The organism is Peptostreptococcus russellii, assembly GCF_003012055.1.
GTDB classification, from domain to species: Bacteria; Bacillota; Clostridia; order Peptostreptococcales; family Peptostreptococcaceae; genus Peptostreptococcus; species Peptostreptococcus russellii.
Window position 1 is genome coordinate 271,621 of the sequence record NZ_JYGE01000003.1, and the last position, 20,215, is coordinate 291,835.

Annotated in this window: 14 protein-coding genes; 11 read left to right on the forward strand and 3 right to left on the reverse strand. The window is 31.0% G+C overall.

What is annotated here, in order from left to right; all coding sequences use genetic code 11:
- The first annotated feature begins 134 nt into the window (after positions 1-134).
- The 3 genes from hpt to UF10_RS03245 all read left to right on the forward strand — a co-directional run bounded on the left by hpt (position 135) and on the right by UF10_RS03245 (position 2,941).
- Positions 135-665 (forward strand): hypoxanthine phosphoribosyltransferase, encoded by a 531-nt coding sequence (hpt, locus tag UF10_RS03235; protein ID WP_106776383.1) that lies wholly within the window; start codon positions 135-137, stop codon positions 663-665.
- A 98-nt stretch (positions 666-763) separates the two neighbouring features.
- Positions 764-1,549, forward strand: a complete 786-nt coding sequence (locus UF10_RS03240) for an HAD-IIB family hydrolase (RefSeq protein WP_106776384.1) — start codon at positions 764-766, stop codon at positions 1,547-1,549.
- 156 nt (positions 1,550-1,705) lie between these two features.
- The gene (locus UF10_RS03245) at positions 1,706-2,941 is read left to right on the forward strand and encodes a BaiN/RdsA family NAD(P)/FAD-dependent oxidoreductase (protein WP_106776385.1); all 1,236 of its coding nucleotides are present in this window, start codon (positions 1,706-1,708) and stop codon (positions 2,939-2,941) included.
- 283 nt (positions 2,942-3,224) lie between these two features.
- On the opposite strand, the gene UF10_RS03250 is transcribed toward UF10_RS03245, so the two are convergent.
- Positions 3,225-3,689, reverse strand: coding sequence for a hypothetical protein (locus UF10_RS03250; RefSeq protein ID WP_106776386.1), 465 nt, complete (start codon positions 3,687-3,689; stop codon positions 3,225-3,227).
- Between the two features lie 234 nt (positions 3,690-3,923).
- On the opposite strand from UF10_RS03250, the gene UF10_RS03255 reads away from it, so the two are divergent.
- The 4 genes from UF10_RS03255 (at position 3,924) to UF10_RS03270 (ending at position 13,341) form a co-directional block, all read left to right on the forward strand.
- Entirely contained in the window at positions 3,924-5,702 is a 1,779-nt protein-coding gene (locus UF10_RS03255; protein ID WP_106776387.1) for a GAF domain-containing SpoIIE family protein phosphatase, read from the forward strand.
- A gap of 511 nt (positions 5,703-6,213) precedes the next feature.
- Positions 6,214-9,750, forward strand: coding sequence for a pyruvate:ferredoxin (flavodoxin) oxidoreductase (nifJ, locus tag UF10_RS03260; RefSeq protein WP_106776388.1), 3,537 nt, complete (start codon positions 6,214-6,216; stop codon positions 9,748-9,750).
- 252 nt (positions 9,751-10,002) lie between these two features.
- The gene (gene licT / locus UF10_RS03265) at positions 10,003-10,851 is read left to right on the forward strand and encodes a BglG family transcription antiterminator LicT (protein ID WP_242969028.1); all 849 of its coding nucleotides are present in this window, start codon (positions 10,003-10,005) and stop codon (positions 10,849-10,851) included.
- 345 nt (positions 10,852-11,196) lie between these two features.
- A complete protein-coding gene (locus tag UF10_RS03270; protein WP_106776389.1) occupies positions 11,197-13,341 on the forward strand; it encodes a PTS transporter subunit IIABC in 2,145 nt (714 codons plus the stop codon).
- Positions 13,342-13,495: 154 nt separating this feature from the next.
- On the opposite strand, the gene UF10_RS03275 is transcribed toward UF10_RS03270, so the two are convergent.
- Positions 13,496-14,098, reverse strand: a complete 603-nt coding sequence (locus UF10_RS03275) for a Maf family protein (RefSeq protein ID WP_170062439.1) — start codon at positions 14,096-14,098, stop codon at positions 13,496-13,498.
- A 488-nt stretch (positions 14,099-14,586) separates the two neighbouring features.
- On the opposite strand from UF10_RS03275, the gene UF10_RS03280 reads away from it, so the two are divergent.
- From UF10_RS03280 to UF10_RS03295, 4 genes are all read left to right on the forward strand, one after another.
- Entirely contained in the window at positions 14,587-15,675 is a 1,089-nt protein-coding gene (locus UF10_RS03280; protein ID WP_106776390.1) for a putative ABC transporter permease, read from the forward strand.
- A 226-nt stretch (positions 15,676-15,901) separates the two neighbouring features.
- Positions 15,902-17,119: a carboxylate--amine ligase gene (locus UF10_RS03285; protein WP_106776391.1), complete on the forward strand. Its 1,218-nt coding sequence runs from the start codon at positions 15,902-15,904 to the stop codon at positions 17,117-17,119.
- A gap of 19 nt (positions 17,120-17,138) precedes the next feature.
- Positions 17,139-17,852 carry a cysteate racemase gene (gene cuyB / locus UF10_RS03290; protein ID WP_106776392.1) on the forward strand — a complete coding sequence of 238 codons (714 nt, stop codon included), beginning with the start codon at positions 17,139-17,141 and terminating at the stop codon, positions 17,850-17,852.
- 11 nt (positions 17,853-17,863) lie between these two features.
- The gene (locus UF10_RS03295; protein WP_106776393.1) at positions 17,864-19,357 is read left to right on the forward strand and encodes a UDP-N-acetylmuramoyl-L-alanyl-D-glutamate--2,6-diaminopimelate ligase; all 1,494 of its coding nucleotides are present in this window, start codon (positions 17,864-17,866) and stop codon (positions 19,355-19,357) included.
- Positions 19,358-19,482: 125 nt separating this feature from the next.
- Here UF10_RS03295 and UF10_RS03300 read toward each other — a convergent pair whose 3' ends face one another.
- Positions 19,483-20,046, reverse strand: coding sequence for an HdeD family acid-resistance protein (locus UF10_RS03300; protein ID WP_106776394.1), 564 nt, complete (start codon positions 20,044-20,046; stop codon positions 19,483-19,485).
- Between the last annotated feature and the right edge of the window lie 169 nt (positions 20,047-20,215).

Genomic DNA, 20,215 nt, shown 5'->3' on the forward strand with positions numbered 1-20,215 from the left:
CATCACTTATATTTAAATCTATAGTATAGATTTGTTGTGATATGTAATAACTAAAATGTTTTGTTGGTGAAATTGAGTAAAAGTTTACTCAATTATTATACAAATTTAATTATTGATGGAAATTTGGAGGGAAAATGTATAAATTAACAGGTGTATTACTAAGTGAAGAAGAAATAAAGGCGAAGGTGAAGGAGCTTGCTTCAATAATTGAGAAAGATTATGAAGGACAGTCAGTATTATTAGTAGGAATACTAAAGGGTGCAAGTGTTTTTGTAGCTGACTTAATGAGAGAAATTGATTTGAATGTAAATATTGACTTTATGAGTGTATCTAGCTATGGAAGTGGAACAGAATCTTCAGGTACTGTAAAGATATTAAAAGATTTAGATGTAGATATAGAAGGCAAAAATGTATTGATTGTAGAAGATATTATTGATTCAGGGGCAACACTTAGAAATCTTTACGATACTTTGATGACTAGAAATCCTAAGAGTTTGAAGCTTTGTACACTTTTAGATAAGCCACACAGAAGAAAAGTAAAGATAAATGTTGATTATGTTGGATTTGAAATTCAAGATAGATTTATAGTTGGTTACGGAATTGACTATGATGAAAGATATAGAAATCTTCCATATATTGCAATAGTAGAAGATGTTCAAGAATAATTAATAGACTTTAAGAAAAAGCATGGCATAATTTTGTATTTATTTACAGATTTTACCATGTTCTTTTTCTAATTAGATATATTTAAATGGGGTGTAAAATGAAAACTAAAAAATATTTTTTCTTTGATATTGACGGAACTATAGCTGTTGGAATGCCTAGATATGTTCCAGAATCTACGGAAAGAGCACTTAATAAGCTAAAGGAAAAGGGGCATTTTATAAGCATTGCAACTGGAAGAATGCATGTGATGACTACTGAGTTTTGCGAAAAATTTGATATAAGAAATATGGTAACAGATGGTGGAAATGGAATAGTTTTGGATGGAAAAAAAAGGATTGAGGCTTTAGATAAAAAAATGGTTGAAAAAGCTATACAGGCTTTTGAAGATAATGACATACCATGGAGTATTTGTATAAAAGATGAAAGAGTTTGGCATACAAAGGATGAAAGATTTCCAGAAGCTATTAAAGAAGTTATAAAAATCCCAAATTATATGCAAACAAATATTAATCCAGATCTAGATATTAAAAAAATAGATACTGTTTATAAGGGCTTTGCATATCTTAATAGGGAGCAAGAAGGTAAGATTAAGGAATTAAAAGATGTAAGTTATACTAGATATAGTGATGAATATATTATAATTGAAGCAGATGATAAGTCAAAAGGTATAAAAGAGATTATGGAAATTATGGATATTGAGGATAAAGATGTTGTCGTATTTGGCGATAATACAAATGATATTAAGATGTTTAGACCTGAATGGACATCAATAGCTATGGGAAATGCTGTAGATAGCTTGAAAAAAATTGCTGATTTTGTAACTACAGATGCTGATAAAGATGGTATCGAAGTAGCTTGCAAGCACTTTGGATGGATAGACTAAATACATGTATAGACTAAATACCTTATTGAATGAATATTATAAAATATGAAATAAAATAAACAGAAGTTTTTCTATTATTTATAGGGTCTATAAAAATTCAAAAAATCAAATGCCTAAAAAATTAGGCAAATAGAAATAAAAAATTTAGGAGTATATATGAAAAAAGTATTAGTAATAGGTGCAGGAGCATCTGGAACAATAGCTGCTTATTTTGCAGCTAAATCAGATGCAAATGTAACTATTTTAGAAAAAAATAAAATGATAGGTAAAAAATTAAGAATAACAGGTAAGGGCAGGTGCAATCTTACAAATGCTGCAGATGTCGAAGAGATAATAAAAAATATCTACAGAAATGGTAATTTTATGTATAGCTCTTTATATTCTTTTAGCAATGATGACTTGATGAGCTTGTTTGAAAGCTATGGATTAAAGTTGAAAGTTGAAAGAGGAAATAGAGTATTTCCAGAAAGTGACAAGGCTATAGATGTAGTAAGAACACTAGAAAAAATGCTGGAAGATAAAAAAGTAAATGTGGATTATAAAAAAAATGTAGAATCAATCATCATAAAAAATGATAAAGTTGAGGGAGTAAGACTAATATCAGGAAAAGAGTTATTAGCTGACTCTGTAATTATTGCTACAGGCGGGGCAAGCTATCCTATAACAGGATCAAATGGTGATGGCTATACGATTGCCAAGAAATGTGGACATAGTGTCACAAGACTTAAGCCAGCACTTATAGGTATGGAAACAAAAGAAAGACCTAAGGCTGAAATGATTGGCTTGAATCTAAGAAATATCAGCATAAGTCTTAAAAGGAATAATAAGAAAATATATGATGATTTTGGAGAGTTAGAGTTTAGAGATTATGGTATAGATGGTCCTGTTATAAAATCTGCCAGTTGTTATGTTGAAGATATAGAAAAAAATAACTATCAGATTGAATTAGACTTAAAGCCTGCCTTATCTTTTGAAAAATTGGACAATAGAATACAGAGAGATTTTAAGAAATATATGAACAAAAAATTTGAAGAATCTTTAGTTGAACTTTTACCAAGGACAATGATTGATTTTGTTATACATAAAAGTGAAATAGATAGAGGTAAAATGGTTCATCAAATAACAAAGAGTGAAAGACATCAGCTCATTCATAGCATCAAAAATATTGTGTTTGATATAAAGAGTTTAAGACCTATTGATGAAGCTATTGTGACTTCTGGTGGTGTAGAAATAAAGGAAATAAATCCTAGCACTATGGAGTCAAAAAAAGTGAAGGGCTTATATTTTGCGGGAGAGATAGTTGATATAGATGCATATACTGGAGGTTACAATCTACAGTCTGCATTTTCGATGGGATATCTTGCAGGAATTTCATCTGCAATAGATGATTAGAAAAATATAATATAGGGTTTTAAAATAGGAGAACTTATAATTTAAGTTTATATTGACTAGTTTTAATAAGTATAGATCCTTAATATTTTAAGAAAAAATAGCGTTTTAAATAAGTAAAGGCTGATGTTATGTTGAAGTATTGTAACAACTATAACTCAGCCTCTCTTAAAACTATTAATTATAAAATGCTCAAATCTTTTTAAATAATTAAGCCTAGAATTCAGCAAAAATATAACCCTAATATAAAACATATAGGGTGGATTTACTGACAAGTAAAAACCATCTAAACAGTCTTTACAACATAATTGAATATTTTTTCGTTTCCTAAATCGATGTTTCCTGTCTTAACGAATTTCTCAATACAATCTATGTCACATTGCGTCAAATACTGTGCAGGTATAGACAAATCATATCCATTATCTAGCAAAACTTCATTTAGTTTGAAAATACTAGAAAAAGATGCTCTTTGTGAATAATATCTTGATTGTTCCTTTTGTTTAGCCAAACTCTTATTCTGTATTTCAATTAATGTGTCCACATACTCTTTGTAGGTGTCCCTAAATTCAGGTACAGATACATTTATGCCTTTCAAAATATCCGTCATATCTGGATCTTCTAGCATATTGTCTACAAATTGCTCAGATGTAAGCTTACCAGAAACTATTCCCTTTTGGTACTTACGCAATACTTTTTTTGTTTGAGCATAGATCTTATAACGCGCATCTAAATTCAATTGTAAGAATTTCATCCGAATCACCTCTACTACAATTATACTATAAGGAATTGTTAAAATCTATAGCTTTGAAGAAAATAAAAAAATTTACAGAAAATTTTTGAAATTTATTTATAATATAAAATATAAATAAAGCTAATAAATAGCAATAAAAAAATAAGCAAAGTATAATATTTTTGAAATTAGTATAAAAAGTTGTGAGACTATAGTATAATGAGAAGTAACGTAATAATATTTGGAGGATTGATTATGAGCGATGTGAAAAAAATGAAAAATCTAGTAGAAATATCCAAAATAGTAACTAGTTCAGATAATTTTTTTGAGATAAAAGATCTAATAATCAATAAAATGCTCAATGTTGTTCACCCTACCAAGGCTTGTGTAAACCTTTTTTATGATAAAGACTATAATTATTCTCACTTGGTATGTTCTGCAACATTGGATTATATACCTAAATTATTTCCAAAAGACGAGGAGTACGGAGCTAAGATTGATTTTAATATTTATCCAGAATATATTCATGAGGCTGTATTTCAGCAAAAAGTGGTAGTGATTAAAGATGTTTTAAATGATAAAAGAGCTGACGGCGAGCAGCAAATGGCAATAAAAGAGGACTATATTGGTCGAGCGGTTTTTCCATTTGTTATAAATAATGAAACGGTAGGTTTTATGACCTGTTATTTACAAAAAAATGAATCTATAACACAAAGTGATATAGATTTTATTACTCAGGTGGCATCATTGATGTCTCTATCTATTTCAACAACTAATAAAAATAGAGATATTCAAGGCTTGATTAACAAGCTAAGAACATCGATTTCAAACATAAATAAAGCGGCTAGAAAATTATATTCATCTAAGGATATATTTTATTACCTAAACAAGATGGCTTCAGTAATAGCAGATACAACTAATAGCAAGTATGCAGTTATAAATGTCTACAATACTGGCGATAAGGGAGAAATTTTGGGGCAAAAAATTAGTACAGCCTTCCCTAAGGACAAAATGAATCAAATAAATTCAATAATGCCACAAATTATAAAATCCAATCAATTTTCAGGACTTAACAATTCTATAAAGATGGAACTACCAGATGGAACAATAGTGGAAAATTATTTGTTTTATAAATTTGTTATAGATTCAAAGTCAGAATTGGTGGTTGTATGTGCTGGAAGTGAAAATTACAGTGCGGATGACGAAAATACTATTTCTATACTGTCAAAACAAGTAAGAAGTAGTATACAGGTATATGAATATTATCAAAATGAAGAAAAACACAAAGATATAGAAAATGATCTGTCAATATTGAAAAGACAGCAGGGATTAATAATGAATAGTAATAGCGATTTAGAGGTATTTTCAGATAATCAAATGTACTTTTATCATGAAACAGCTAAATTAGTAGGAGGAGATTTTTATAATGCTATTGACTTAGGAGAGAAAATTGTATTTATTGTAGCGGATGTAATGGGTCATGGAGTGGTATCCAACTACATAGTAGCAATTATTAAAGGGGCTTTTGATATCTTAGCAAGATATACCAGCTCGCCAAAGGAAATTCTAAGACAGATGAATGACTATTTATACAATGAATTTGATAAAATGGGCATATACTCTACTGCTATAGTGGGGGTTTTTGATAAAAAGAGATTAAAACTTACCCTAGCAAATGCTGGACATTACTTTCCGATTATTGTATACAATGACTCCACAATTGTAAGTGATCAAGAGGGTGAAAGAGGTATACCTATAGGAATAATGCAAGGTTCACCTTACACAGATGTTAGTTATGAACTATCGAACGTCAAAGAACTATGTTTTTTTACAGATGGTATATTGGAAATGAAAAATAAAGAAGGAGTAGAATTTGGATTAGAAGGTCTAAATAATTTCTTGATTGAAAATATTGATAGTGATAAAAATGAAACTTTGGAGAATATGAAAAATTGTATTGAGGGTTTTGTATACAATCAAGAAAAGTTAGATGATATCCTGGTTGTATTTATAAAAGATAAAGAACCAAAGTAGAAATAATAAAAGTAAAATAAATCAATGAGTATTGTATTAATTTTTAAAAGACGTGAACGAATTAACGATAAACATATTATTTATTGGAGAAATTATTTTAATAAATTTTTTTGATAGAGAATAAATTAGTCTAAAAAAATGAAAATTACTTTTAAATGTTTAAAAGTCAATATGTTTATAAAAATAAATGGGAGATCGTAATCATGGATTAAATATGAAATTAGTATGATTATAAATAGACAAAATAAATTTGTTTATCAAGTTGATTTTTTTTATTTTTTTTAGTATAATTAAGTCTGTAGTTGAAAGATAAGTAAAAAATACAAGTTATTTATATATAACTTTTCAACTATTACTGTTATTAGATTAAATATGGAATAAATTGCTAAATCAATTTGAATTCGTTTTTTTTAAAAAAAACGTTATCCAAATTATCGGCTAGCAATTTATTTTATATTGTATACAAGAAACATTATATTAATAATTGAAATTCTTAAGGAGGATTTAAATCATGGCTAAATTTATGAAAACAGTTGATGGTAATACAGCTGCTGCTCATGTATCTTATGCATTTACAGATGTTGCTGCTATTTACCCAATCACTCCTTCTTCAACAATGGCAGAAGTTGTTGACGAATGGGCATCTCAGGGAAGAAAGAATATATTTGGACAGGTAGTAAAGGTTGTAGAAATGCAGTCTGAAGGTGGAGCAGCAGGTGCATTCCACGGATCTTTATCAGCAGGTGCATTAACATCTACTTATACTGCATCTCAGGGTATGTTACTAATGCTTCCAAACATGTATAAGTGCGCTGGTGAATTACTACCAGGTGTATTCCATGTTACAGCACGTGCTCTAGCTTCACAGGCACTATCAATATTCGGAGATCATCAGGACGTTATGGCAGCTAGAATGTCAGGATGTTGTTTACTAGCATCTGGATCAGTTCAGGAAGTTGCTGATATAGCTCCAGTAGCTCATTACGCTTCTATAGAAGGTAAACTACCATTTATACATTTCTTCGATGGTTTCAGAACTTCTCATGAAATTCAGAAGGTTGAACTATTTGAAAATGATGACTACGCTAAGTTATTAAACTTTGACGCAGTTAAGGAATTTAGAGATAGTGCACTTTCTCCAAATAAGCCAATAACAAAGGGTACTGCTCAGAACCCTGATATATACTTCCAGACAAGAGAAGCATCTAACAAGTACTATGACAACATTGTAGGAGTAGTTGAAAAGTACATGAATAAGATGTCTGAAATGACTGGTAGAAAGCACGGATTATTCGATTACTACGGTGCAGAAGATGCTAAGTATGTAATGGTAGCTATGGGATCAGTTACAGAAGCTGCTGAAGAATTAATCGACGTATTAAACGCTAGAGGCGGAAAATACGGTATAGTTAAGGTTCATTTATATAGACCATTCTCTAAGAAGCACTTCCTAGATGCTATGCCAAGTACTGTTGAAAGAGTAGTAGTACTAGACAGAACTAAGGAACCAGGTGCTAATGGTGAACCACTATACTTAGACGTAAGAGATATCTTCTACGGAGAAGAAAATGCTCCTATGGTTATAGGTGGTAGATACGGATTAGGATCTAAGGATACTATACCTACAGATCTAAACGCTGCATTCGAAAACTTAACTTCAGATGCTCCAAAGGATAGATTCACTCTAAGCATAACTGATGATGTTACAGATCATTCAATTGCCGCTAAGGAAGAAATAAAGATAGCTCATCCAGGAACAGTAAGATGTAAGTTCTGGGGTCTTGGATCAGATGGTACTGTTGGTGCAAACAAGCAGGCTATAAAGATAATAGGTGATAACACTGATAAGTATGTTCAGGCTTACTTTGATTATGACTCTAAGAAGTCTGGTGGTGTTACAATGTCACATCTAAGATTCGGTGATGAACCAATCAAGTCTACTTACCTACTAGATGAAGCTGATTACATTGCATGTCATAAGCAGAGCTATGTATACCAGTATGATACTATAAAGGGATTAAGAAAGGGCGGAATATTCGTTCTTAATACTGTATGGACTCCAGAAGAATTAGATTCTCATTTACCAGCTGACTTAAAGAGATATATAGCTAGAAATGATATCAAGTTCTACACATTAGATGCTGTTCATATCGGTAAGGAAATAGGATTAGGAAATAGAATAAACATGATTTGTCAGGCTGCATTCTTCAAGCTAGCTAACATAATACCAGAAGAAGATGCTGTTAAGTACCTAAAGGATTCTATAAAGAAGACTTACGGTAAGAAGGGTGACAAGATTGTTAACATGAACTACGAAGCTGTTGATCAGGGTATGGGAGCTCTAGTTAAGATAGATGTTCCTGCAGCTTGGGCAGACGCAGTAGACGAAGAAAAGACAGAAGCTGTTGAACCAGCATTCATAAAGGATATATTAAGACCTATGACTGCAGTTGAAGGTAATAGCCTTCCAGTATCTGCATTCAACGGTAGAGAAGACGGACGTTTCCCAGCTGGTACAGCTGCATATGAAAAGAGATGTATAGCAGTAGATGTTCCAGAATGGCAGTTAGATAACTGTATCCAGTGTAACCAGTGTTCACTAGTTTGTCCTCACGCTGCAATAAGACCATTCTTATTAACTGAAGAAGAAGCAGCTAATGCTCCTGAAGGTTTCAAGACTAAGAAGGCAGTAGGTAAGGGATTAGAAGGATTACAGTATAGAATACAGGTATCTGCTATGGACTGTACAGGATGTGGAAACTGTGCTGACATATGTCCAGCAAAGACAAAGGCTCTAGTAATGAAGCCAATGGAAGAACAGAAGGAAGTTCAGGAAGAAAACTGGTACTTCGCTACTGATTTCTCTAAGGTATCTGCTAAGCCAGACGCTATGCCAAACACAACTGTAAAGGGATCACAGTTTAGACAACCACTTCTTGAGTTCTCAGGAGCTTGTGCAGGTTGTGGAGAAACTGCTTACATGAAGTTAGCTACTCAGTTATTTGGACCAAGAATGATGGTTGCAAATGCTACAGGATGTTCTTCAATCTGGGGTGCTTCAGCTCCATCAACTCCTTACACTATCAACCACGAAGGTAAGGGTCCAGCATGGGCAAACTCACTATTTGAAGACAATGCTGAATACGGATACGGTATGTACTTAGCTGTTAGCCAGTTAAGAGATAAGGTTAAGAATTTAGCTGAAGAATTAGTTGGATTAGTTTCTGATGAAGCTGAAAAGACTGTTATAAATGAATACTTAGCAAACATGTTCAATGGCGACACAACTATTGCTACAAGTGAATCATTCACTTCATTAGTTGAAAAGTATGCTGCTGAAGGTAAGTACTCAGATGTAGTTGCTGAATTAGTAGAATTAAAGGACTACTTCGTTAAGAGATCTCAGTGGATCCTTGGTGGAGACGGTTGGTCATATGACATCGGTTACGGTGGATTAGATCACGTTCTTGCTTCAGGAGAAGATGTAAACGTACTAGTATTTGATACAGAAGTTTACTCTAATACTGGTGGACAGTCTTCAAAGGCTACTCCAGCTGCTGCAATGGCTAAGTTCGCTGCTGCAGGTAAGAGATCTAAGAAGAAGGATCTTGGTATGATGGCTGCTACTTACGGTAACGTATACGTTGCTCAGGTATCTATCGGTGCTGATAAGAACCACTTCTTAAAGGTATTACTAGAAGCTGAAAGATATGATGGACCATCTCTAATAATAGCTTATGCTCCATGTATCAACCACGGAATTAAGAAGGGTATGGGTAAATCAGTAGAAAACGAAGCTGATGCAGTTAAGGCTGGATACTGGCACCTATACAGATACAATCCACAGCTTAAGGCTGAAGGTAAGAACCCATTCTCATTAGATTCTAAGGAACCAACAGAATCATTCAGAGAGTTTATCTTAGGACAGAACAGATATGCTTCAATAGCTAAGATGTTCCCAGAACAAAGTGAAGAATTATTCACTATGGCTGAAGAGAATGCTAAAGAAAGATATGAAGGCTATAAGAAAATGGCTGAAAGTAAGTAATTAGCTACTGTTTTCATAAACTAGAAATAGTACATGATAAGATAGTTATGATTTGATATATGATGCCCTGTGAGTTTGAAATATAACTCTCGGGGCATCTTTTTATTAAAAATCATATTTTGAGTAGGAATCAAAGGTAAATGATATAAGTATTTTTTATTGCTATTTAATTTTGTTCAAAAGTATGATAATATTTCTATTAGAGAGTAAAATATATTTAGTGGATTTTTATGGATATAAGGAGGTATGAATGTGCTTATCAAACAAGTATACAATAATAATGTAGTACTGGTTTTGGATGCTTATTCTAAAAAAGAGTATATTCTAACTGGAAAAGGCATTGGCTTTCAGAAAAAAAAGGGAATGCTTGTAGATGTAGATAGAGTTGAAAAGAAGTTTATATCAAGCGATGCAGGTGTTAAAAATAGATTGATGTCTTTGGTTGAGGAAATAGATGAAGAAGTTTTTGAAGTTGCAGCTGAAGTCATAAAAATATTAGAGACTAAGCTTCAAGAAGAACTATTTCAATATATTTATATATCTTTAACAGATCATATAGAATTTGCAATAAAAAGGGCAAAAAATGATATGCTTATAAGAAATACTTTTTTGCATGAAATAAAAAGGGTATACAAAAAAGAATATGAAGCTGCTCAGTTGGCTGTAGATCATATTAATGAAAGTTTTGATATTGAGCTTACAGATGATGAAGCTGCGTTTATTGTTACACATATAATAAATGCTTACTATCAAGGAAATAGTGATAAACGCGATGAAGATATGAAAGTTTTAAAAATTTTGAAAGATGTCTTGAATATTATCAGATATTATTATAAAATAGATTATATAGAAAACGATTTAGATTATGATCGTTTGGTAACACATATTAGGTTTTTTGCTAAAAGACTTCTTTCAGGAGAAAATTCTTCTGATGGTAATGGTGATTTACTTGATGTGGTTAAAATTAAATATGATAAGGCTTATGGATGTGTTCAAAAGATAAAAGTATATATCAAAAATAACTATAATTATGATATTAGTAAAGATGAGGAGCTTTATCTTATGATACACATTGATAGAGTCACTAAAAAATTACAATAGTTTTACTAAGATTGTTACTGAAGAAGGCAAGACTTAGGTATATGTAAGAGTAAATAGTATTTTAAGGGAGTTAATTTGTCACAATTACTTTCTAGAAATCTATTATTTATTGTTACATGTGCTTAAGTCTTTTTTATTATTATAAATATGAATGATTAGAATGCTTTATAATTTGGTATATATACAATGTAGGCAGAATATTCATAAAAAGGTGTTTTTTGAATATTGCTTGATTTTATTAGAAATTATAAAATATTTAGAGTTTATTGCTTGTTTGTATTGATAATATAAAAAGGCTTACATATGATAAATATAAAAGTTTTTATTTTAATTAAGGAGGATCTCATGGGAGAAAACAAAATTTTTGGTGTTTTACAAAGGGTTGGTAGATCATTTATGCTTCCGATAGCAATTCTACCAGTTGCAGGTCTGTTCTTGGGTATTGGTGGATCATTTACTAATACTACAATGTTAGAGGCCTATGGATTAATGGGCGTATTAGGACCTGGAACATTTGCAAATTCAATACTGACTGTAATGAAAAGTGCAGGTGATATAGTATTTGCGAATCTACCTATATTATTTGCAATGGGAGTTGCAATAGGTATGGCTAAGGCAGAAAAGGCTGTTGCAGCTTTATCTGGTGCAGTGGCATTCTTTATTATGCACGCCTCAATAGGTGCGATGATTGAAGTAAATGGCGGTGTTGAAAAGATGATGGAAGGTTCTACTGCATTGACAGTAGGTATCAATTCATTACAAATGGGTGTGTTCGGTGGTATTATAGTAGGTTTAGGAGTTGCAGCCTTACATAATAGATTTTATAAACAAGAATTACCACAGGCATTATCATTTTTCGCTGGTACTAGATTTGTTCCAATAATATCTGCAGTAGTATTTTTAATTGTTGGAGTATTGATGTTTTATATTTGGCCAACGGTTCAATTTGGAATAAATGCAGTAGGTAATGTGGTTAGAGTGTCAGGTTACTTTGGAACGTGGGTATATGGATTCATGGAAAGAATATTGATTCCATTTGGACTTCATCATGTATTCTATCTACCATTTTGGCAAACATCTGTAGGTGGTACTATGATGGTTGCAGGTAAGATGGTAGAAGGTGCACAGAATATATTCTTTGCTCAGCTTGCCGACCCAAATACAACAGTATTTAGTGTTGAAGCTACAAGATTTATGTCAGGTAAGTTCCCACTTATGATATTTGGTTTACCAGGAGCAGCTTTAGCAATGTATAAAACTGCCAAGCCTGAAAAGAGAAAAGTTGTAGGTGGACTACTATTTTCAGCAGCACTTACATCTATGCTTACAGGTATTACTGAACCAATAGAATTTACATTCTTATTCGTAGCTCCATTTTTATACTTAATTCACTGTATACTAGCAGGGCTATCTTATATGTTGATGCATATACTTCAGGTAGGTGTAGGTATGACTTTCTCAGGTGGATTAATAGATATGACTTTATTTGGTATTTTACAAGGGGATGCAAAGACTCATTGGCTTAGAATTGTGATGGTTGGTATTGCATATTTTGCAGTCTATTATTTCTTATTTAGTTTCTTGATTAAGAAGTTTGATTTAAAGACACCAGGTAGAGATGACAGTGCTAATGAAGAAGTGAAACTTTATACTAAGGCAGATGTAAATGCTAAAAAGGGTAAGGGTGGATCTAAAGAATCAGAGGCAGTTATAGATGAACTTTCAATGGCAATCGTTCATGGTTTAGGTGGAAAGTCAAATATAGAAGATGTTGACTGTTGTGCAACAAGATTAAGATGTACTGTGGCAGATTCTGCTAAGGTAAAAGATGATATTTTAAAGGCTACTGGTGCTGCTGGTGTAGTAAAAAGCGGTGGAGGAGTACAAGTTATATATGGACCTAGAGTATCTGTTATCAAGTCAAACTTGGAAGAATATATAGAGGCATCTAGTGTTGACGATGCATACCTTGATTATCAAAAGGAAGAAAAAAATATAGAATCAACAGATGAAACTAAGAAGGTAGATTTATCTAATAGTGATATAAAAATAGTTTCTCCTGCTAAGGGAGAACTTTTGGACATATCAAAGGTTGATGATGAAGTATTTTCACAGAAATTAATGGGAGAAGGCTTTGCAGTGAAGTCAGTTGATGGAGATATATTTGCCCCAGTTGCAGGTGAAGTTGGAATGATATTCCCAACTAAGCATGCGATTATAATTGCTACAGATGATGGACTAGAAGTTTTGGTACATATGGGTATAGATACAGTTAAATTAGAGGGAGAAGGATTTGATATAGCTGTAAATGTAGGTGATAAGGTAGAGCTTGGAGACAAATTGGCTCATATGGATAATGAGTTTATAAAGTCAAAAGGATATGATACAATAACACCTGTTATATTTACAAACTTAGAGTCTGGAAAGAAAGTAGAAGTTGAAGAAGGAAAAATTGCTGCAAAAGAAGAAGGCAGAATTGCAGTTAAATAAAAAGTAAAGAATTAAGATTAATTAAAAAAACCCAAAAGAGACACTTAAATTTAAGTGTCTCTTTTTATGTTAATTTACTCATTTATCTATAAATACAAAAATAAATCTAGAAAGTATACTTTAGATAGTATGCTATGAATATTAAAAGTATAACTTAAATATAAGGAAGAAGCTTTCTGTATAGTCTTGAAATTGGTAGACCCATAACAGTGTAATAATCGCCCTTGATTTCCTTAATTAAAAGAGATCCCATATCCTGAATTCCATATGCTCCAGCCTTATCCATTGGAGAAGCTGTTTTTATATACTCTCTTATTATATTTTCCATATCTTCATCATATTTAAAGAATTCAACCTCTGTGTAGTTTGTAAATGTAAATTCTTCTTCACCATTTATAAACAGACTCACAGCAGTATAGACTCTATGAACTTTTCCACACAATTGTAACAATGTTTGATAAGCATCTGATTCATTTAAAGGTTTGCCTAGTATTTTAAGGTCGCTGGCAACTACTGTATCAGATCCTATAACAATATGATTAGGATTCCTTAATGAAACTATTTTAGCCTTGTTATATGCCAAAGAGGCTGTTAAACTATCTGCTTGAGCATATATATTATCGTCTTTTTTTTCTTTTAAAATTTTTTTCTCTATTTCTTTTTCATCTATATCAGAAACAAGAGTTTCAAATGAAATATTACACATTTCTAGAAGCTCTTTTCTTCTAGGTGATTTACTTGCAAGTATTATATTCATTTATATTTCCTTTCTTAAAAAATTATAATTATTATCTCTTTAAGTAATATCTTAATATATTTCACAAAAAAAATAAAGTTAATAGTTGGTAGACCCTTATAGAATGAGTAAAACAGTGAGTAGATAGGAGCAATAAAATTATAAATTGCTATTTTAGAAACTGTCTTATATATGGATTTGAATTGTACTTTATAAGAACATCTGAAGTTTGCTAGAAAGAGGCTATAAAGCAAGTGATACAAGGCTTTAAGAGAAAAAAAGTCCTGTATATTTTACCTAAAATAAATATTTTTATGGTATAATAATTAATATATAATGTAACTTTATACTAAAAAATAATGAATTAGGCTTAGATATATATACTAAGTGAATTATTTTAAATTTATCATTTAGCATTAATTTTTATATAAAAGGTATATATATGCTTATATAGTTTGTTGCTAAATCGATTAGTTAAACTTATTTGAGTAAAGGCTAAGGGAGGTTTTATGGAACAGTTACTAAACAGAGAAGTGATAGAATTTGTAATGTATTTTTTTATATATGCATTTTTGGGGTGGACTGTGGAAGTTTCCTATCACGCCCTTAAGTGTGGTAAATTTATAAACAGAGGTATGTTAGCTGGGGCAGTATGTCCGATTTATGGATTTGGAGCAGTAATTATTGTTTATTTTTTAGAGCCAGTAAAAGATAATTTACTTTTATTATTTATTGGGTCCGCAGTTTTGTGTAGTGTTTTGGAATATTTTGCAGGCCTTATTTTAGATAAATTATTTAATAAAAGGTGGTGGGACTATTCAGATGTTCCCTTCAACTTAGGAGGCTATGTAAGTTTGCAGTTTAGCGTTTATTGGGGTATAGGAGGAATTATACTTATAAGGGACATTCAAGAGCTTATAGAAGCATTTGTATCTTTGTTCAGTACAGATATTTTATTTTTATTTACAATTATATTTGCTATTACAATGTTTATAGATGCACTTGCAACTGTTTTATCAATCAATAAGTTTAATAGAAAGCTAGAGCTTTTGAGTGAGATACAAGGTCAGATACATAGGGTAAGTGATGTGATTGGTGAAAATGTAAGTGAAGGAACTCTTGAAATAGTGGATAGAGGTCAGCCAATAATTGATAATATAGAAACTAAGACGTCTGATATGAAGGAAAAAACAAGTCAAGTAAAGGAAGACTTTGTTGGAAGAAAAGAAAAGTTACTATATGATATGCAAGAGTACTCTAATGAAAAGAAAAAAGAAAAGGAAGAAAGCAAGAAAAACAGAGAAGTTACAAGGGAAAAATTCAAAAAAGACTTATCGAGCAGAATTTATAATAGAGAGATAAAAATCGAGAAATTTACAATAGATAAAATGAATAAACTATATCGCAATATCTATGGTGAAGATGGATTTGCAGATGATAAAAAATATACTGCTTCTGAGCTTAGGGATAAAAAGAGAAAAATACACAACAGTCTAAAGCATAGTGAAAGAAGGCTTTTAAAGGCATTCCCTAATCAAAAAGAACATAAGCGTGAAGAAGAATTTAATGAAATAAAAGAAAAATTAAAGAATGACTAGATAAACTTTAGAACTAGAAATCTTGCAAATATTTTAATTATAATATATTATAGGTAATGTATATTTGTATATTTATGGTATTTTTAATCCTGCTTTTGAATAGAAAAGAAAAGTTGAAAATATATAGAGCAGTTTTTTAAAAACAATTGATTATATAGATATATTGATTATAAAATTAAAAGAAGACAATTTGTCTAATGAATAATAAAAAGAGGTGGACATTAAAATGGAAAATAAGAAGATACAGCCGATATTATGCGGGGGTGATTTGAACTGCTATAGTGTTGCTAGAGCCTTTCACGAAGAGTATGGGGTCACTTCAATAGCTTTCGGAAGGTACTATCTAGGAGCTACTAACCACAGTAAGTTTATTGATTTTAGGGAAACTCCAGAGATTACAGATGAGTCAAAATTTGTTAGGATATTACTTGATGAAGCTGACAAGCACGGTGATGATGAAGTATTGATTCTTATGGGATGTACAGATGAATATGCAGAGTTAATTATAGATCATAGGGAGGAGCTAAAAGATAAGTTTATAGTTCCTTATATAGATTCTGATCTGAAAAACAAACTAGTAGAAAAAGAATCTTTCTATGACGTTTGCGAAAAATATGGTTTGGATTATCCAAAGACATATATATATAATAAAGGTGACAAGACAAGAGAGTTTGACTTTAAGTATCCAGTTATTATAAAGGCATCTGATAGTATATCTTTCTTCCAGAATCCTTTTGAAGGTATGAATAAGGCTTATATAGCACATTCTGAAGAAGAATTTGGAAATATTATGGATGAAATATATTCACATGGCTATGAAAAAAGTATGATTGTACAAGATCTTATTCCAGGGGAAGATGATCATATGAGAGTGCTGACTTGTTATTCAGACAGATTTGGAAAAGTAAAGATGATGTGTCTAGGTCACGTACTTTTGGAAGAACATACACCAAAGGGAATAGGAAATCATGCAGCTATAATAACGGAGTATGATAAGGAATTGATGGAAAAATATAAAAAATTCCTAGAAGATATAGGTTATGTAGGATTTTCAAATTTTGATATGAAGTATGATGATAGAGATAATAAATATAAAGTATTTGAAATAAACTTAAGACAGGGAAGAAGCAACTACTATGTAACATCATCAGGAAATAATGTTGCAAAGTATGTAGTAGAAGATAGAGTATATGAGAAGGATATGGATCTTAAGATACAAAAGGATGAATTTTACTGGCATGTAATTCCAAATGCAGTAGTTTATAATTATGTTTCAGATAAAAAGCTTGTAAATAAATGTAAGAAACTAGTGTCAAGTGGAAAAAGTGCACATTCATATGAATATGATTATGACTTAAAGGGTAACTTTAAGAGAAGCCTTTATATCAAATTGTATGGAATAAATCAAAGAAAGAAATTCAAAAAATATTGTGGCAAGAAATAAGTAGTTTGGAGATAGTAATATGAAAAAAAATAAAACTGTAGGAGTACTAGGCGGATTAGGTCCAATGGCAACTGTTTATTTTTATGAGTTAGTAGTGGAAATGACTGAATCAGCTAAGGATCAAGATCACGTAGATATGATAGTGGTTAATAGAGCAAGCACTCCAGATAGAACAGCATATATAGTGGGTGAATCAGAAGATTCTCCATTAGACTACATTGTAGAAGATGCCAAAAGATTAGAGTCTATAGGTGTTGACTTTCTAGTATTGACTTGTAACACAGCACATTATTTTCACGAAAAAATAAATAATAGTGTAGCAATACCACTTTTAAATATGATTGAAGAAACAGTTGACTATGCAATAAAAGAGAATCATAAAAAAATAGGTATACTAGCTACTACTGGCAACATTAAGACAGGACTTTATCAGGATATGTGTGAGAAAAAAGGAGTAGATTATCATGTTTTGGATGATGAAAATCAAGAAAAAATAATGAAAATAATCTATGAAGATGTTAAGGCTGGAAAAGATGCTGATATGGATATGTTTAATGAAGTTATCAGTGTATTAAAAGAAAATGACTGTGACTGTGCTATATTAGGATGTACAGAGCTATCACTTATAAAGAGAAATGAAGGCCTATCAGATGATTTTTTTGTAGATTCATCTGAGGTATTAGCTATGAACACAATAGTAAAATCAGGAAGAAAACTTAAAAAGAGAGTTTAAGAGGTGTAGATATGAAACTCAGTAACATATTGGAAGGGATTGAATATATATCTAGTATAAATCCCTCTGAAACAGATAATATAGATATTGAAGATATAGTATATGACTCAAGACTAGCAAAAGAAAACTATATTTTTATAGCCATAAAGGGCGAAACTATGGATGGGCATGATTTTATAAAAAATGCTTATGATAATGGATGTAGAGTGTTTGTTGTAACAGAAAATATAGAATTACCAGAAGGAAGTATAAAAATTCTTTTAAAAGACACTAGATTAGCCTTGTCAAAGATGTCATCTAATTTCTTTGGTGATCCATCTAGCAAGCTTAAGGTGATTGGTGTTACTGGTACAAAGGGAAAGACTACGATTACAAATTATATAAGAACAGTTCTTTGTGAATCTGGATTAAATACAGGTGTAATAGGAACAAATGGAGTATTCTATAATGATGTGAAATCAAAAACTGTAAACACAACTCCTGAAAGTTATGAAATTCATAAAACAATCAAGGAAATGCTTGATGCAGGAGTAGAATGCGTAGCTATGGAAGTTTCATCTAGTGGTTTAATGATGGACAGAGTTCACGATGTAAAATATGATATAGGTATATATACAAATCTATCACCAGATCATATAGGTCCAAAAGAACATCCTACATTTGAAGACTATAGATACTGTAAGAGTAAGTTGTTTTCACTTTGCAAGCATGGAATAATAAATATAGATGATGAAAATGCTTGGTATATGATTGAAAATGCAAAATCAGACATAGCAACATTCTCTATACATAAGGAAAGTGATCTTCAAGCAGAAAATATAGATCTTACAAGAGATGAAAAAGCTTTAGGAGTAAACTTTGACTATATAGAAGATGGATCTGAAAAAACAAATGCACATATATGTTCACCAGGTGAATTTAGTATATACAATGCTTTGGCCGTTATTTCAGTTTGCAAATATCTTGATATAGATAAAGAAAAAATGCTAAAGTCATTATCAACTGCAAAAGTTGATGGAAGAGTAGAGGTATTGCCTGTATTACCATATGCAACAGTTGTAGTAGATTATGCTCATAATGGAATGAGTTTAGAAAATGTTCTTGAAACACTACATATGTACAAGCCTAATAGAATGATTTGTCTATTTGGTTCAATAGGTGGTAGATGTGTAATCAGAAGAAAAGAGCTAGGTGATGTAGCAGCAAAACTAGCAGATATAACAGTTATTACAACAGATAATCCAGACGATGAAGAACCAATGGACATAATAAACGATATAGCAAAATCTTTTGTTGACTCAGAGTGTGAAATATATAAAATAGCTGATAGAGCAGAGGCTATTTATAAAGCTCTTAGCATAGCTGAAGAGGGAGATATGATTCTTATTACAGGAAAAGGTCATGAAAAGTATCAAATTATAAATGGTGAAAGAGTTTTCTATGATGAAAAGGGCGAAGTAATTAAAGCTGCTAAAAGAGTAAGAGAAGAAAAGGGACTAGAATAATATAAGTGTATAAATAAAACATTTAAATACTTATAAAAATTTGATAATTGATAAAAATAAACAGGCTACTTTTAAATTTCAATAGTTAAAAGCAGCCTGTTTTTATTTATAGATACATTTAAAACTTATTTTAAGTTTCTAGATGTAAAATTAGTACTTTTATTAGAATCTTTTCTACCTGTTATGGCAAAGATAGTATATTCTATTCCGGATACTAAAAACGTAACCCCAAGTACGATTGCTAAGGATATACTTGCAACCCAAGGGTTTATTATAATACAAATACCACCGATAAGAAGAAGGACATTTGCTAAAATTCCAAGTATATATAGCCCAAAGTTGATTCTCTTTAGTAGATTTATAGAGAAGAAATTATTTACTGAATCGTAAATAAACCAGATGGCTAGTATATAGGCAAATACATTATTTGCAAATATAGGTTTTAATATAAAAATAAATCCAATAATAGAAAGTAGTATTCCAAGAACTAGGAAAGTATTGGCTTTAAAAGCCATAAAATCTCTATTTTTGAAATATAAATAGATAAAGTGGATTCCCTTTAAAATTGCGGCTGATCCAATAATGTATCCGAGTACTGTAAAAGTAGCAGTTGGCTTTGTAAAAGTAAATACGGAACATATAATCAATAAAATTCCTAAAATTAATTCAATAGCACTTCTTTTATTCATAATAAGACCTCCATGGTAAATTAATAATATTATATCATAAAATTAAAAGAAATTGTAATGTAAGAGCTGATCATTTTAAATACTAATGATATAATATAAATATATTAAAGTATAAAGCTGATAATAATTTATATGAAAAATATAAAAGATAGAATATAGTAAAAAATAA